This is a genomic window from Duganella dendranthematis, from assembly GCF_012849375.1.
Classification (GTDB): Bacteria; Pseudomonadota; Gammaproteobacteria; order Burkholderiales; family Burkholderiaceae_D; genus Rugamonas; species Rugamonas dendranthematis.
On sequence record NZ_CP051684.1, the window covers coordinates 951067 to 966445 of the forward strand.

A 15379-nucleotide genomic window follows, 5' to 3' on the forward strand; every position below is an offset into this window, starting at 1 on the left:
TCCTTATTCCGTATCGAGGTCGCTCTTGTCCAACTCTGCTCCCATCAGCAACTGCGCCTGTTCGCTCGGCAGCGCCTCCACCGTCTTCAGCTTGCGTGCCATCACGCGGCTGCGCGTTTCGGCCGATTCGATATTCTTGGCGGCGCGTTCCAGCGTCAGCTTGGTGGCGGCCAGCACATCGCCGAATTTGGAGAACTCGGTCTTGACCGCACCCAGCACCTGCCACACTTCCGACGAGCGTTTTTCCAGCGCTAGCGTGCGGAAGCCCATTTGCAGGCTGTTGAGCAGCGCCGTCAGCGTCGATGGTCCAGCGATGCTGATGCGGTGCACGCGTTGCAGGTCGTCGGCCAGGCCGGGACGGCGCATCACTTCCGCGTACAAGCCTTCGGTCGGCAGGAACAGGATGGCGAAGTCGGTGGTGTGCGGCGGCGACACATACTTTTCGGAGATGGTCTTGGCTTCGACCCGCACCGCGCGTTCCAGTTCCCGGCCGGCCAGCGCCACGCCTTCCGCATCGGCGTTGTCGGCCGCTTCAAGCAAACGTTCGTACTGCTCTTTCGGGAACTTGGCATCAATCGGCATCCACACCGGCGTGCCATTGTCGTTCTGCCCCGGCAGCTTGAGCGCGAACTCGACGCGCGCGCCGCTGCCGGCGATGGTCTCAACGTTCTTGCCATATTGCTCCGGCGTCAGCACCTGCTCCAGCAGCATTTCCAGCTGCACTTCGCCCCAGGTACCGCGCGTTTTCACGTTGGTCAGCACGCGCTTCAAATCGCCGACGCCCAGCGCCAGCTGCTGCATTTCGCCCAGGCCCTGATGCACGCGCTCCAGCCGTTCCGACACCTGCTGGAACGACGCGGTCAAACGCGTCTCCAGCGTGGCGTGCAGTTTCTCGTCGACTGTCTTGCGCATCTCTTCCAGGCGCATGCCGTTGTCGGCTTGCAGATCCTTGATCTTGGTTTCCAGCGTGCCGCGGATTTCTTCCATGCGCTGATGCATGGTGTCGGCAAACGCCTTCAGGCTGCGCGCCTGTTCGTTGCGGCCGACCAGTCCTTGCGCCTCCAGCTGGCGGCGCATCGCTTCAAACTGCTGCATTGTGGCGGCGTTGCTGGTCTGCGCCGTGGTTTGCAGCTGCATGCGCACTTCGCGCTCGACGCGTTCGATGCGTTCGGCCAGATCGGCCGCCGGGCTGCTGCGGGATCGCAGCATCGCCAGTACCTGCAATACGATCACGGCGGCCAGCGCCGCCAACAACACGAAAAACTCGATCTGGCTCATGGGCTTAATCCGGCTTGTTGCGCATCCAGTCGGCGGTCTGGAAGAAGGAGTTCATCAGCCGCACACGCAGCTCGGTGTCGATGCCGACATCCTCCATCGCCCACGCCATGCAGCGCAGCCACTGGTCGCGCTCCTGGGTGCCGATGGCGAACGGCATGTGCCGCATGCGCAGGCGCGGATGGCCGTGCGCTTCCTGGTACAGATCCGGGCCGCCCATCCAGCCGCTGAGGAACATGAACAGGCGCTGGCGCGCATTCTCCAGCGACGGGCCGTGCACGGAGCGCAGCAGTTGAAACTCCGGTTCCAGTTCCATCAAATCATAAAAGCGATCGACCATGTCGCGCACGGTCGGCTCGCCACCAATTACTTCATACAGGGTGCGGGATTCTTCAGTCATCCCGCCATGATAGCTTATACCAGCGCCAGCTTGCGCAGGCGCCGCGTGGAAGACCAGTTCTCCAGCTCGATCTGGCTGCGAATCGCATCGCAAGCGTGGACGATGCGCGCCAGCTGCAAGCGATCCAGCCCGGAATTGAGCGTCAGCCGCACCAGCGAGCGATTCTTCGGCGTGGCCGGCGCGCAGAACATGGCGCCGTAGACGCCATGGTTTTCCAGCAGCTTGCGCAGGGCCAGCGTCTTCGGTTCCGGTCCTGGCTCCAACGCGATGATTTGTTCGCTGCCGTCGCTGACGTTGTAGCCCAAGGCGCTCAACTCCTCGCGCAGCTCCCGCGCGTGCGCATGCAGCGTGGCGCGGCGGTCATCGGCAGCGGCGATGAAGTCGATGGCGGCGTCGAACCACGCCAGCTCATGCCCCAGCAGGCAGGAACTGAAAATCGCCGGCCGCGACTCCGACAAGAAGTAACCCTTGAAATAGCTGGAACAACTGATGAAGCCCGCCCGTCCGGCAAACGCCTTGGCCAGCGACGCCGTGCGGAAATGCACCCTGTCGCTCAAGCCCAGCGCCGCCACCAGCCCGGCGCCGCGCGGACCGTGCGTGCCCAGCGAATGCGACTCGTCGACAATCAGCATGCAGCCGCTGCGCTCCGCGATCTCCACCAGATCCGCCAGCGGCGCCACGCTGCCGTTGGTGCTGTACAGCGCATCGACCACGATCAGACCACGGCCGTGGCGCTGCAACTGCTTCTGCAAATGCTCCATGTCGTTATGCAGAAAGGACACCGGCAGCGCGCCGGCCGACTGCACGCCTTCCCACAGCGAGGCGTGCGCCTGCATGTCCAGATACACCGGGATGCCCGGCCCGGCCAGCGTCTGCACCAAGCCAACGTTGGCGGCCCAGCCGGATTGCGCCAGAATGCCGTCCTCCGCCCCCATGAAGCGCGCCAGCTTGCGTTCCAGCCGGTGCTGGGGGCTGCCCTCCTGCAGATACACGGCCGACATCAGCATCTCGCCCTGGCTATGCTGCAAGGCGGTTACCTGCGCGCGCACCAGTGCTGGTTCCCCGGCCAGGCACAGATAGTCATTGCCAGCCAAAAAAACCGCGTTGGCCGGCGTCGGTTGCCAGGCGTGTGGATGCTCGCCGCCCAGCAACTGGGCGATCCGCGTGACATAGTGCAAGTCCATGCGGCGCGCGACAAAGTCGGGAAACAGGGAATGAGCTTGGTGGTCGGCAATAGCGTAGGTCATGGCGAAATCTCCTGGAGGTAGTAACAAGAAAGATTGTTTTTTTATGAACCGCGAAGCCCACGATGCGGCGAAAAAAACTCAAAGAGATTGATGCGGATCAATTCCCGTTTTGATACCCCCAACCACGTTGTAAATTAAGGCCATGATGGCAACTTGATAAAAATCAAACGTAATCATGAGCCCGACCCTGCAAGAACGCTGGAAGCGCTGGCAACACGGACTGGTGCAGTCTTTGTTGCTGTATCACGGCCGCGAAGACCATGCGACCGTGCGCGTGCTGCTGCTGTCCTGCATCGGCACGGTGGGCATGCCGCTGTACTACGTGATCTGGCAGCACTTCTTTCCGCAGGAGTACGAGTCGCTGTCGCTGCGCCTGCTCGGCATCCTGCTGTGCGCGCTGGGTCTGTTCGCGCGCCAGTTCAGCCGGCAGATGCTCAACCTGTACCTGCTGGTCACGCTCAGCTACATCTTCCCGTTCTTCTTCACGTTTATGTTTTTGATGAATCACGCGTCCGGCGTATGGGGCGAATCGCTTTTGATCGGGCTGGTGGTGCTGTTCCATTTCGATACCGGCCTGGCGCTGCGCGCCTACGTCATCGGCACCACGCTGGCCTGCGTGGCGGCGAGCGCGCTGGGCGCCGGCGACATGCTGCTGAGCCGGCAGGTGTTGCAGCAACTTCCAATCCACCTGTTCACCATCGCCGTGCTGTCGGTGGCCAAGATCAGCCGCCACGTGCTGGCGCAGGAAAAGCTGGCCGGCATGGGCGCCGGCCTGGCCACCGTGGCGCACGAGTTGCGCACGCCGCTGACCAGCGTCGACGCCAATGTGCGCGGCCTGCTGCGCATGATGGCCGACGCCCAGAGCCAGGGCCAGAGTCCGGACGACCGCCTGACCATCATCGACGCGCTGGCGCGCATCCAGTTCGAGGTGCGCCATATGAACCACATGATCGATCTGTTTTTGTTGAGCGCCACGGCGGTGCGGCAAAACCTGCACCCGGTGGAGACGGTGTCGATGGAGACCGTGGTGGAGGCGGTGCTGAAGCGCTATCCATTCTCCAGCACCAAGCAGCAGAAGCAGGTCCGGTTGGAGGTGCGCCACAACTTCCAGTTCGCCGGCCAGACGGAACTGGCGGTGGTGGTGCTGCTTAATCTGCTGCGCAACGCGCTGCGCGCCGTGCAGCGCGCCGGCAAGGGACGCGTGCGCATCATTATCGACGGCGGCCACCAGCCGCCACGCCTGCTGTTCATCGATACCGGCTGCGGCATACCGACCTCGCAGCTGGCGATGATTTTCCGCCGCTTCTATTCGCATCCGCCGCACAACGGCGCCGGCATCGGCCTGGCGCTGTGCCAGGAAATCATGGACGCGTGGCGCGCCAAGATCCGTTGCGTATCGCGCGAGAGCGCCTACGCCATCTTTATTCTGGAATTCCCCGCGAGGTGAACCATGCATCTACCCGTCTACGCCCATCCCACGCTGACCGTACTGATTGACGACAGCGACTCGTTCTTGCGTAGTCTGTCGTTTCAGCTGGATCCGATGTTGGCCAACAAGACCTTCCACGACACCGCCGAAGCGCTGCTCTGGCTACGCGCCAGCGCGCCAGAACCCGGCGTGCCGCTGCACGTCAACTTCGACATGCAGAACCTGCCCGCCGACCAGTGCAACGTGGCGCTGGACCTGGAGCGCATCTACCGCATCGCCGAACAGCGCGAACGCTTTGCGATTCCATCGGTGCTGGTGGTGGATTATTCGATGCCGCAGATGAATGGGGTGGAGTTCTGCGAAGCGGTGGCGCACCTGCCATGCAAGAAGATCCTATTCACCGGCGCGGCCGATGAGAAGATCGCCGTCAGCGCCTTCAACCGCGGCCTGATCGACCGCTATATCAAGAAGAGCGACGACCACGCGCTGGATATCCTGGAGATGGAAGTGGCGGCGCTACAGGAGCGCTATTTCGACAACCGCTCCGACACCATCCGCGACATGGTGGCGCTGCACGATTACCGCTTTCTGACCGATCCGGCGCTGGCGGAAGTGGTGCGGGAACTCAAGCGCACGCTGGGCTTTGTCGAGCATTACATCTTCCCCAATCCGACCGGTATCCTGTTCCTCGACCGCGACGGCAAGGCCACGCTGATGATGATTGAAACCGAGGAAAGCATGCAGTCGCAATACGAAATCGCCCGTGACAGCGACGCCCCACGCTCGCTGCTGCGCGCGCTGCTGGAGCGGCGCGTGCTGACCTTCTTCAGCGATCCGTTCGGCGACGGCATGTACACCAGCAGCATGAGCGAGAACTGGCACCGCTACAGCGCCGCGCCGCGCATCTGCCAGGGCAAGGAGACCTACTACTGGGCGCTGTTCGAACTGCCGGCCCATTACTTCGACCAGCGCCCCCATACCTATGCGCAGTTCCTGCAGGAGCTGCAGCCGCAGGTGATTGCGGCATAACCGTTCACGCTTCGCGCAGCGTTTGCAGCGGCGGCTGGCGCAGCACGTTGCGCAGTCCTAGCCAGCCGCCGGTGATGGCGCACAGTGCGCCGGCCAGCAGGCCGACCAGCCACACCACAGGGCTGAATTCCCAAGCAAACTTGAACTGGTAGGTGGCCAGCGCCCAGCCCATGGCCGCCGCGCCGGTCGCCGCCAGCACGCCGGACAGCGCGCCGACCAGCGTGAACTCGATCAGCTGCGCCTGCGACAGCTGCTTGCGCGTCGCGCCCAGCGCCCGCAGCAGGCCCGCTTCACGCGTGCGCTCGTCCTGTGATCCCATCAGCGCCGCGTACAGCACCAGCACGCCGGAGGCCAGCGTAAAGATGAACAGGAACTCCACCGCCGTAATCACCTGGTCCAGCACCGCCTGCACCTGGCGCAGGATGCCGCCGACATCGACGATGGTCAGGTTGGGATAATCGCGCGTCAGCGCATTCATCGCCGCGCCCTGCCCTTGTGGCAGATGGAAGGCGGTGATCCAGCTTTGCGACACCTCCGTCATCGCCGCCGGGTTGATGATGACGAAGAAGTTGACCCGCATCGATCCCCAATCGAGCTTGCGGATGCTGGTGATGGTCACATCGACCGGCGTGCCGGCGATATCGAAGCGCAGCTTGTCGCCCAGCTTCCAGTGCAGCGTCTTGGCGATGCCCTGCTCCACCGAGGCTTCGCCGGCGCCCGGCTTGTCCTCGAACCATTTGCCTTCGACCAGCTTGTTCTCGGCCTGCATCTGCGCCATCGAAGACAGATTGAATTCGCGGTCGGCCAGGCCTTTGGCGCGGTCTTCGGTATAGGTGTCGGCGGTGACCTGCTTGTCGTTCACGGCGGTCAGGCGGCCGCGTATCATCGGATACTGCGGCGCGTACTGTACACCCGCAGCCTGCAGGCGCTTGCCGAGGTCCTGCTGCTGCTCCGGCTGAATGTTGATGATGAAGCGGTTCGGCGCATCCGGCGGCGTGGCGTTGCGCCAGGCAGTCATCAGGTCGCCGCGCACCACGGTCAGCACCAGCAGCGCCATCATGCCCAGCGCCAGCGACACCACCTGCACGATGGTCGCGCCGGGGCGGCGCTGCAAGGACGTGACGGCGAAACGCCAGCTTTGATGGTCAATCGCGCCGCGCAGCGAGCGCAGGGAACGCAGGCCAAGCCAGGCCACCAGCGCGAAGACGGCAAAAGCGCCGATGAAGCCAAGCGCCGTGTACAGTGCCATCGCCACATCGCCGGCTTGCCACAGCAGCAGCGCCACAAAGCCGGCCATGCCGAAGCCGTAGGTGGCCAGCGCGGTGACTTTGGGCGGTTCCTGCTCGCGACGGATCACGCGGTTGTGCGGCACTTTGCGCAGTTGCAGAATCGGCGGCAGCGCAAACGCGGCCAGCAGCAGGATGCCAATCGCCATGCCCTGCAGCGCCGGATAAATGGTCGGCGCCGGCAGTTCGGCGGAGACCAGTGATCCCAGCACTTCCAGCAGCACGTAGTGCGCGCCGAAGCCGAGCGCCACGCCCATCGCGCTGCCCAGCAGGCCGACCAGCAGGAATTCGATCAGGTACATGCTGGTGACCTGATTCTGCGTCAGTCCCAGGCAGCGCAGCATGGCGCAGGCGTCGAGGTGGCGCTGCATGAAGCGGCGCGCGGCCATGGCCACGGCCACCGCCGCCAGCATCGCCGACAGCAGGCCGACCAGCGACAGGAAGCGGTCGGCGCGTTCCAGCGTGGTTTGCATTTCAGGGCGGCCGTTTTCCAGCGACTCGACCCGCACGCCCTTGATATTGTTGTTCTTGATTTGCGCTTGCAGCCAGTCCTGATAAGCCTTGGCGACGGCGGCGCCGTTCTTCAGCGACGGCGGCGTGCCGACCAGCAGCCGGTAATTCACGCGCGAGCCGGGCTGGATCAGATTGGTGGCGTCCAGGTCCGACAGCGCCAGCATCACGCGCGGCGCGAAGGCCAGGAAGTTGGCGCCGCGATCCGGTTCGGTAGCGATCAGTTGCGTGACGGTGAAGGTCTTGTCGCCCAGCTTGAGCGGCTGGCCGACCTTGGTATTGAGGCTGCCCAGCAAGCCTGGTTCGATCCACACCGTGCCCGGTGCGGGAACGGTGCTGGCAGGCGTGCCGATACTTTGCTCGGCCTGCGCGGCGTCGGTAGTGATCTTCACCTTGCCGCGCAAGGGGTAGCCGGGACCGACGGCTTTCAAAGCCGACAGCATGGAGGTGGACGCATCGCCCTCGCCGGCTTGCGCCATGCTGGGGAAGGTGACGGTATCGGTCACCGTCAGGCCGCGCTGGATGGCTTGCGCGCGCCAGTCGGCACGTACCGGCAAATCGGCGCTGACCACCACGTCGGCGCCCAGCAGTTGATGGGCGTCGCGATCCAGCCCGCTGCGCAGGCGGTCGATGAAGAAGCCGGTGGCAGACAAAGCGGCCACCGCCACCGTCAGCGCGATCAGCAGAAAGCGCAACTGGCCGGCACGCCAGTCGCGCGCCGTCATGTTGAGGGCGAGTTTGAGCATTTAGATTTTAGCGAAGAAGGCGTCTACTTCATCAAGATACTGCTGCTTTTTGTCGGCCGGCAGGAAGGCTGCCGAGAAGCCGTTGCGCGCCAGCGTCTGCGCGTGCGACAGCCCCAAAGGCAGCGCTTCAAAGGTGGCGATGAAGTTGTCGTTCATGTAGCCGCCGAAGTAGGCAGGATCGTCCGAGTTCACGGTCGCCACGATGCCGGCGTCCAGCAGTTCCAGAATATTGTGCTGCTCCATTTTGTCGAACACGCACAGCTTGATGTTGGACAGCGGGCACACGGTCAGCGCCATTTTTTCGCGTGCCAGGCGTTGGGTCAGCGCCTTGTCCTCCAGGCAGCGCACACCGTGATCGATGCGTTCCACCTTGAGCGTATCGAGCGCGGTGTAGATGTAGGCCGGCGGTCCCTCTTCGCCCGCGTGCGCCACCAGGTGCAACCCCAGTGCGTGGCAACGCGCAAACACGTTGGCAAATTTCTCTGGCGGATTGCCGACTTCCGACGAATCCAGTCCGACGCCGATGAACTTGTCGCGGTACGGCAACGCCGCCTCCAGCGTGGCGATCGCATCTTCTTCCGACAAGTGGCGCAGGAAGCACAGGATCAGCTTGGCGCTGACTGGGCTGTCCTGACAGGCACGGTAGATGCCTTCAATCACCACCTTGATGTCGACGCCGCGCGCGGTGTGCGTCTGCGGATCGAAAAAGATTTCGGTGTGACGGACATTGTCCTGTTCCGCGCGCTTGAGGTAGGCGGCGGTCATGTCGTAAAAATCCTGTTCCTGCAACAACACGCTGGCGCCGGCGTAGTAGATGTCGAGGAAGGATTGCAAATCGGTAAAAGCGTACGCCGCACGCAACTCTTCCACCGAACCGTACGCCAGCTGGACGCCATTGCGTTCGGCCAGCGCGAAGATCAGTTCGGGCTCAAGCGAGCCTTCGATATGGATGTGCAGCTCGGCTTTGGGCATTTGCTGCAAAACACGGCGTAATTGATCGTTCAACATTTGATTTATTCCTGTTACCTGGTTCCTGAATTGATCCATCTTATCTCATGCGGCGGATAGCGTGTCAGCACATCTTCCCAAGCCGTGTTACTGTGGTGTTGAAGGACTAAAAAACACCACGAAATTGGCGTGATTAAATCGATATTTTCTTTTTAAATCATGAAGTTACAAAAGAGTATTAACGATATTACGACATACCTTTTGACTTCCTGCGGCAATAGCGCAATAATCAATTTCATAGACGTAAGAAGCGTTACGACCAACACATAAAAGCCGCCATCCGGCCAGAAAGCCAGCTCACCGGCACGGGCAATCCGTGCCACCCAAGAGAAGCTGACCAGAAGAAAAATAAGAACGAAAGGGATTATACAAATCAGAGCCAGGGCAGGCGAACTGCCGGTGACTCGTGACCAGCAGGTTTTCATCATCAAAGGACATTCACATGACCATTTTTGACAACTACGCCGCACGATACGAACGGACCAAAGAAGAAGAGATGTCCATGAAGGAATATCTCGAACTTTGCAAGAAAGACCGGCTGACCTATGCCAGCGCCGCCGAGCGCATGCTGGCCGCCATCGGCGAACCCACCCTGATCGACACGCGCAACGACACGCGCCTGTCGCGCATCTTCGCCAACAAGATCATCAAGATTTATCCGGCATTTCGCGAGTTCTACGGCACCGAGGAAGTCATCGAGCAAGTGGTGTCCTATTTCCGCCACGCGGCGCAGGGACTGGAAGAACGCAAGCAGATCCTTTACCTGCTGGGCCCGGTGGGCGGCGGTAAATCGTCGATCGCGGAAAAGCTCAAGTCGCTGATGGAACATGTGCCCTTCTACTGCCTGAAGGGTTCGCCGGTGAATGAATCGCCGCTGGGCCTGTTCAACGAGGAGGAGGATGGCACCATCCTCGAAGAAGACTACGGCATCCCGCGTCGCTACCTGCGCAATATCCCGTCGCCGTGGGCGGTCAAGCGCCTGCACGAGTTTAACGGCGACATCAACCAGTTCCGCGTGATCCGGCGCTACCCGTCGGTGCTGAAACAAATCGGCATTTCCAAAACGGAACCGGGCGACGAGAACAACCAGGATATTTCCTCGCTGGTCGGCAAGGTCGATATCCGCAAGCTGGAAGATTATTCGCAGGACGATCCGGACGCCTACAGCTACTCCGGCGGCCTGTGCCTGGCCAATCAGGGCCTGATGGAATTCGTCGAGATGTTCAAGGCGCCGATCAAGGTGCTGCATCCGCTGCTGACCGCCACGCAGGAAGGCAACTACAAGGGCACCGAAGGCTTTGGCGCGATTCCGTTCGACGGCGTGGTGCTGGCGCACTCGAATGAGTCTGAGTGGAAAACCTTCAAGAACAACCGCAACAACGAGGCGTTCCTCGATCGTATCTACATCGTCAAAGTGCCGTATTGCCTGCGCGTCAGCGATGAGATCAAGATTTACGACAAGCTGCTGTTCAATTCCTCGCTGTCGAGTGCGCCTTGCGCGCCGGGCACCTTGCGCATGATGGCGCAGTTCGCCATCCTGTCGCGGCTGAAGGATCCGGAGAACTCCAGCATCTTCAGCAAGATGCTGGTGTACGACGGTGACAATCTGAAGGACACCGATCCGAAAGCCAAGTCGATCCACGAGTACGTCGACTATGCCGGTGTGGATGAAGGCATGAACGGGCTGTCGACGCGCTTTGCATTCAAGATTCTGTCCAAGGTGTTTAACTTCGATAACACCGAAGTGGCCGCCAATCCGGTGCACCTGCTGTACGTGCTGGAGCAGCAGGTCGAACGCGAGCAGTTCCCGCCCGAGCTGGAGCAAAAATACTTCTCGTACATCAAGGAGCACCTGGCGCAGCGCTATGTCGAGTTTATCGGCAAGGAGATTCAGACCGCTTATCTGGAATCGTATTCCGAATACGGCCAGAATATCTTCGACCGCTACGTCACCTTTGCCGACTTCTGGATCCAGGATCAGGAATACCGCGATCCCGATACCGGCGAGAGCTTCGACCGCGAATCGCTGAACAATGAACTGGAAAAAATCGAGAAGCCGGCCGGCATTTCGAATCCCAAGGATTTCCGCAACGAGATTGTCAACTTCGGACTGCGGGCGCGCGCTAATAATGGGGGCAAGAATCCTGCGTGGACCAGCTATGAAAAGTTCCGCACCGTGATCGAGAAGAAAATGTTCTCCAACACGGAAGAGCTGCTGCCGGTGATTTCGTTTAACGCCAAGGCCAGCGCGGAAGACGCCAACAAGCACGCCGACTTTGTCGCGCGCATGGTGGAGAAAGGCTATACCGCCAAGCAGGTCCGCTTGCTGTGCGAATGGTATCTGCGCGTGAGGAAGTCCTCGTAGTGCCTCGTCCCTCCTGCTGACGTGGGAGGGACGGCCGGAAAACAGTTGTAGGAGGCATCTTTTGACTTACCTCATCGACCGTCGTTTGCAAGGCAAGAACAAGTCCGCCGTCAACCGCGAACGCTTCTTGCGGCGTTACAAATCGCAGATCAAGGACGCGGTGGGCCGCGCCATCAAGGGCCGCTCCATCACCGACGTGGAGAACGGCGAAAAGGTCTCCATCCCGGTCAAGGATGTGAGCGAGCCCTCGTTTGGCCACGCCCATGGCGGCGTGTGGGAAGTGGTCAACCCCGGCAACCAGGAATACCTCAAAGGCGATCAGATCAACCGGCCCAAGGGCGGCGCCGGTTCCGGCCGCGGCAAGGCCGGCAATAGCGACCAGATGACCGAAGACGACTTCATCTTCGAACTGTCGCGCGAAGAATTCATGAACTATTTCTTCGAGGACCTGGAACTGCCGCACATGGTCAAGACCCAGCTGACCGCCAGCACCGATTTCAAGAACCAGCGCGCCGGCTACAATATGTCCGGCACGCCCTCCAACATCCATGTGCTGCGTTCGCTGCGCGGCGCACTGGGCCGGCGCATCGCGGTTGGCGGCGGTTCGCGCAAGCGCGTCGCCGAAGCCGAGCGCGAACTGGAACAACTGCTGCTGGACGGCGTGCCGCTGCTCGACCCGCGCGTGGTCGAACTGAAAAAACTGATCCACCACCTGCACACCCGCCTGCTGGCGATCCCCTTCATCGATCCGTTCGACCTGCGCTACACCAACCGCATCAAGGTGCCCAAGCCGATGACGCAGGCGGTGATGTTCTGCATCATGGACGTGTCCGGTTCGATGGACGAGACGCGCAAGGACACCGCCAAGCGCTTCTTCATCCTGCTGTACCTGTTCCTCAAGCGCGTGTACGACAAGATCGAGGTGGTGTTCATCCGCCACCACACGGCGGCGGCCGAGGTCGATGAGGAAGAGTTCTTCCACTCGCGCGAGTCGGGCGGCACGGTGGTGTCGTCGGCGCTGCATTTGCTGGACAAGATCATCGACGAGCGCTACGGCGGCGGCAGCTACAACGCCTACGTGGCGCAAGCGTCGGACGGCGACAACTGGGACAACGATTCGGTGCTGTGCCGCCAGCTGCTGGTCAACACCATCATGCCCAAGGTCCAGTACTACACCTACGTCGAGATTACCGACGGCCCGCCGCAAAATCTGTGGGAACAGTATTCGCAGGTGCCGGATCACCACCAGCATTTCGCCATGCAGAAAATCGTCACGCCGGCCGATATCTATCCGGTGTTCCGTGAACTGTTCAAGAAGCAGCCGAAATAGTGGACCCCATCTATGAATGACATGACCGCCAAACCGCGTCACCCCAACGCCCTGCCCGAGCAGTCGGAATGGACCTTTGAGCTGATCGAACAGATTCACCAGGAAATCCGCCGCGTGGCCGAAGGCTTCGGGCTGGATACGTATCCGAACCAGCTGGAGATCATCACCGCCGAGCAGATGATGGACGCCTACACCTCGGTCGGCATGCCGGTGTCGTACAACCACTGGTCGTTCGGCAAGCATTTCCTCAGCACCGAGAAGGGCTACAAGCGCGGGCAAATGGGACTGGCGTACGAGATCGTCATCAACTCCAATCCCTGCATCGCCTACCTGATGGAGGAAAACAGCCTGACCATGCAGTCGTTGGTGATCGCGCATGCGGCCTATGGGCACAACTCCTTCTTCAAGGGCAATTACCTGTTCCGTACCTGGACCGATGCCGAGGCCATCGTCGATTACATGGTGTTCGCCAAGAACTACATCGCCGAGTGCGAACAGCGCCATGGCATCGACGCGGTCGAAACGCTGCTCGATTCCTGCCACGCGATCCAGAACTACGGCGTCGACCGCTACAAACGGCCGGCCAAGCTGTCGCTGATGGAAGAGCGCGCGCGGCAGAAGGAACGCGAAGCCTATGTGCAGTCGCAGCTCAACGACCTGTGGCGCACCTTGCCGCGCCGCGAGGAAGAAGAAACCGCCAAGGCCGCCAAGCGCTTTCCGGTCGAGCCGGAAGAAAATCTGCTGTACTTCATCGAGAAGTACGCGCCGCTGCTGGAACCGTGGCAGCGCGAGATGGTGCGGATCGTCCGCAAGATCTCCCAGTACTTTTACCCGCAGCGCCAGACCCAGGTGATGAACGAAGGCTGGGCCACCTTCTGGCATTACACCATCCTCAACCAGTTGTACGATGAGAGCGTGATCGGCGACGGCTTCATGATGGAGTTCCTCAAGAGCCATACCAACGTGGTGTACCAGCCGCCGGTCAACAGCCCGCATTACAGCGGCATCAACCCGTATGCACTGGGCTTTGCGATGATGACCGACATCCGGCGCATCTGCGAAAATCCGACCGATGAGGACCGCGAATGGTTCCCCGACATCGCCGGCAGCGACTGGCAAAAGACGCTCGATTTCGCCATGCGCAATTTCAAGGACGAGAGCTTCATCGCCCAGTATCTGTCGCCCAAGCTGATCCGTGAGTTCCACTTCTTCGCCGTGCTGGACGACGACAACAACGAGAAGCTCAACGTCTCGGCCATCCACGACGACAGCGGCTACCGATACGTGCGCCAGCAACTTGCGGAACAATATAATCTGGGTAACCGTGAGCCCAACATCCAGGTATGGTCGGTCAACACCCAGGACGACCGCGCGCTGACCTTGCGCCATACCCAGTTCCAGCGCCGTCCGCTGAACCAGCAGGCCGGCGAAGTGCTGAAGCATGTTGCACGCTTATGGGGCTTCGACGTCCATCTGGAAACAGTGGCGCCAAACGGCGAAGTCATTAGTACCCTGGAGGTCAGACGGGAGAAACGCAGCAGGATTCCGTGACCAACTAATATATAAGGCTTTTTTCAGGCGGCGTGTCCTGCACCAGTTTCAGGCACGGCTCTTGCAAGAGTCAGAACCGGGGGCAGCGACGGCGCGTTGTTCCCGGTTTTTTTTCGCGGATGCATGATGCGGGGCAGAAGTCAATATTTTTCTGAAGCTACTTGTATAGTAGTGCCCGCTAGAATTTCACGAAAGAAACATTTACGGCCAAATTATCAACTGCCTGTAGTAAAACTACCGGCATAAAATTCCGTTTTTGGCCTTAAGGGAAAACTAAGTAACGTCGTGGTGCGTGTACGCCCAAAAATGCGCCGTAGAGTCTTGCTCGTTGAGCCAGAACGGTGCAAAGGGAGCGCTACCACATAGGAAAACCCTATGAAATTTAACCGGTTTTAGGGATGAAAATTCTATGTAAAATCAAGAATTCGTATGTATAATTCGCCGACGTCCCGGATGCGGCTGTTGTTTTGTGTCGCCATTTTGGGGTTTAAGTAGCACCAAAGAGAGTTGGTATTGGAGAAAGCAGGCATGAATTTCACGCACAACGAGAAAAGCACCGGGAAGAACTTTACAGGCATTACGATTGTCGTTTTGTTGCACATCCTGGTTGCTTATGGGATCGTGACGGGCTTGGGAAAACGTCTGGTGGCCAAAATGGTCGAACCAGTGGAGACCAAGATCATTGAGGAGGTCAAACCTCCTCCACCAAAGGAACTCCCACCACCGCCACCTCCGCCAGAGATGAAAGCGCCACCACCGCCATTCATCCCACCAGTTGAGGTGAACGTGCAGCAGCCGCCACCGCCGAACAACGTTATTCAGAACGCGACTAACGTGAAGCCGGCCACCACCGAGATCCAGAAGGCACCGCCAGCACCACCTGCGGCGCCACCTGGCCCGGCCAAAACCGGTGTGCGTACTGCAGCAGTGGTTGACTTCAGCACTTGCGCCAAGCCGGAATGGCCGAAGTCGTCGCTGCGTAACGAAGAAACCGGTACCGTGCAGCTGTCCTTCCTGATCGCAGCCGATGGCCGCGTCGCCGAAGGCAAGATCGTGAAATCCAGTGGTTTCCGCGATCTGGACAAGGCCGCGATTGCCGGTATCACCAAATGCCGCTTCAAACCGGCAACGGAAGATGGCGTACCAAAAGAAGGCTGGCAGCAGATGCAATACGTCTGGACGCTGGAGTAAAACCGAGGCAGA

The 15379-nt window shown here is 60.5% G+C and carries 11 protein-coding genes; 6 read left to right on the forward strand and 5 right to left on the reverse strand.

Annotated elements, in window-relative coordinates; translation table 11 throughout:
• Positions 1–3: 3 nt before the first annotated feature.
• The 3 genes from HH213_RS04480 to cqsA are packed head-to-tail and all read right to left on the reverse strand — an operon-like array spanning position 4 to position 2922.
• Positions 4–1278 (reverse strand): DNA recombination protein RmuC, encoded by a 1275-nt coding sequence (locus HH213_RS04480; RefSeq protein WP_169111028.1) that lies wholly within the window; start codon positions 1276–1278, stop codon positions 4–6.
• A gap of 4 nt (positions 1279–1282) precedes the next feature.
• A complete protein-coding gene (locus HH213_RS04485) occupies positions 1283–1675 on the reverse strand; it encodes a group II truncated hemoglobin (RefSeq protein ID WP_161046756.1) in 393 nt (130 codons plus the stop codon).
• 14 nt (positions 1676–1689) lie between these two features.
• Positions 1690–2922, reverse strand: a complete 1233-nt coding sequence (gene cqsA, locus HH213_RS04490; protein WP_169111030.1) for an alpha-hydroxyketone-type quorum-sensing autoinducer synthase — start codon at positions 2920–2922, stop codon at positions 1690–1692.
• Between the two features lie 175 nt (positions 2923–3097).
• Here cqsA and HH213_RS04495 point away from each other — a divergent pair, with 175 nt between their 5' ends.
• Positions 3098–4369, forward strand: coding sequence for a sensor histidine kinase (locus HH213_RS04495; RefSeq protein WP_110844771.1), 1272 nt, complete (start codon positions 3098–3100; stop codon positions 4367–4369).
• A gap of 3 nt (positions 4370–4372) precedes the next feature.
• The gene (locus HH213_RS04500) at positions 4373–5380 is read left to right on the forward strand and encodes a hypothetical protein (RefSeq protein WP_169111032.1); all 1008 of its coding nucleotides are present in this window, start codon (positions 4373–4375) and stop codon (positions 5378–5380) included.
• A gap of 4 nt (positions 5381–5384) precedes the next feature.
• On the opposite strand, the gene HH213_RS04505 is transcribed toward HH213_RS04500, so the two are convergent.
• Together HH213_RS04505 and HH213_RS04510 are read right to left on the reverse strand one after the other, a co-directional pair.
• Complete coding sequence (locus tag HH213_RS04505) at positions 5385–7922, reverse strand: ABC transporter permease (protein ID WP_169111034.1); 2538 nt, start codon at positions 7920–7922, stop codon at positions 5385–5387.
• Complete coding sequence (locus tag HH213_RS04510) at positions 7923–8930, reverse strand: adenosine deaminase (RefSeq protein ID WP_169111036.1); 1008 nt, start codon at positions 8928–8930, stop codon at positions 7923–7925. It lies immediately after the preceding gene.
• A gap of 442 nt (positions 8931–9372) precedes the next feature.
• On the opposite strand from HH213_RS04510, the gene HH213_RS04515 reads away from it, so the two are divergent.
• From HH213_RS04515 to HH213_RS04530, 4 genes are all read left to right on the forward strand, one after another.
• Positions 9373–11295 carry a PrkA family serine protein kinase gene (locus HH213_RS04515; RefSeq protein WP_110844776.1) on the forward strand — a complete coding sequence of 641 codons (1923 nt, stop codon included), beginning with the start codon at positions 9373–9375 and terminating at the stop codon, positions 11293–11295.
• 61 nt (positions 11296–11356) lie between these two features.
• On the forward strand, positions 11357–12625 hold the full coding sequence (locus tag HH213_RS04520) for a YeaH/YhbH family protein (protein WP_110844777.1): 1269 nt from the start codon (positions 11357–11359) through the stop codon (positions 12623–12625).
• A gap of 12 nt (positions 12626–12637) precedes the next feature.
• Complete coding sequence (locus HH213_RS04525) at positions 12638–14176, forward strand: SpoVR family protein (protein WP_169111038.1); 1539 nt, start codon at positions 12638–12640, stop codon at positions 14174–14176.
• 528 nt (positions 14177–14704) lie between these two features.
• The gene (locus tag HH213_RS04530) at positions 14705–15367 is read left to right on the forward strand and encodes an energy transducer TonB (RefSeq protein ID WP_169111040.1); all 663 of its coding nucleotides are present in this window, start codon (positions 14705–14707) and stop codon (positions 15365–15367) included.
• Positions 15368–15379: the final 12 nt, after the last annotated feature.

What these genes read in the sequence shown, in the direction of transcription:
- HH213_RS04530 (WP_169111040.1), top strand. Translation starts at nt 14,705, where the DNA reads ATGAATTTCACGCACAACGAGAAAAGCACCGGGAAGAACTTTACAGGC.
- HH213_RS04495 (WP_110844771.1), top strand. Translation starts at nt 3,098, where the DNA reads ATGAGCCCGACCCTGCAAGAACGCTGGAAGCGCTGGCAACACGGACTG.
- HH213_RS04480 (WP_169111028.1), bottom strand. Translation starts at nt 1,278, where the DNA reads ATGAGCCAGATCGAGTTTTTCGTGTTGTTGGCGGCGCTGGCCGCCGTG.
- HH213_RS04505 (WP_169111034.1), bottom strand. Translation starts at nt 7,922, where the DNA reads ATGCTCAAACTCGCCCTCAACATGACGGCGCGCGACTGGCGTGCCGGC.
- HH213_RS04510 (WP_169111036.1), bottom strand. Translation starts at nt 8,930, where the DNA reads ATGTTGAACGATCAATTACGCCGTGTTTTGCAGCAAATGCCCAAAGCC.
- cqsA (WP_169111030.1), bottom strand. Translation starts at nt 2,922, where the DNA reads ATGACCTACGCTATTGCCGACCACCAAGCTCATTCCCTGTTTCCCGAC.
- HH213_RS04525 (WP_169111038.1), top strand. Translation starts at nt 12,638, where the DNA reads ATGAATGACATGACCGCCAAACCGCGTCACCCCAACGCCCTGCCCGAG.
- HH213_RS04485 (WP_161046756.1), bottom strand. Translation starts at nt 1,675, where the DNA reads ATGACTGAAGAATCCCGCACCCTGTATGAAGTAATTGGTGGCGAGCCG.
- HH213_RS04500 (WP_169111032.1), top strand. Translation starts at nt 4,373, where the DNA reads ATGCATCTACCCGTCTACGCCCATCCCACGCTGACCGTACTGATTGAC.
- HH213_RS04515 (WP_110844776.1), top strand. Translation starts at nt 9,373, where the DNA reads ATGACCATTTTTGACAACTACGCCGCACGATACGAACGGACCAAAGAA.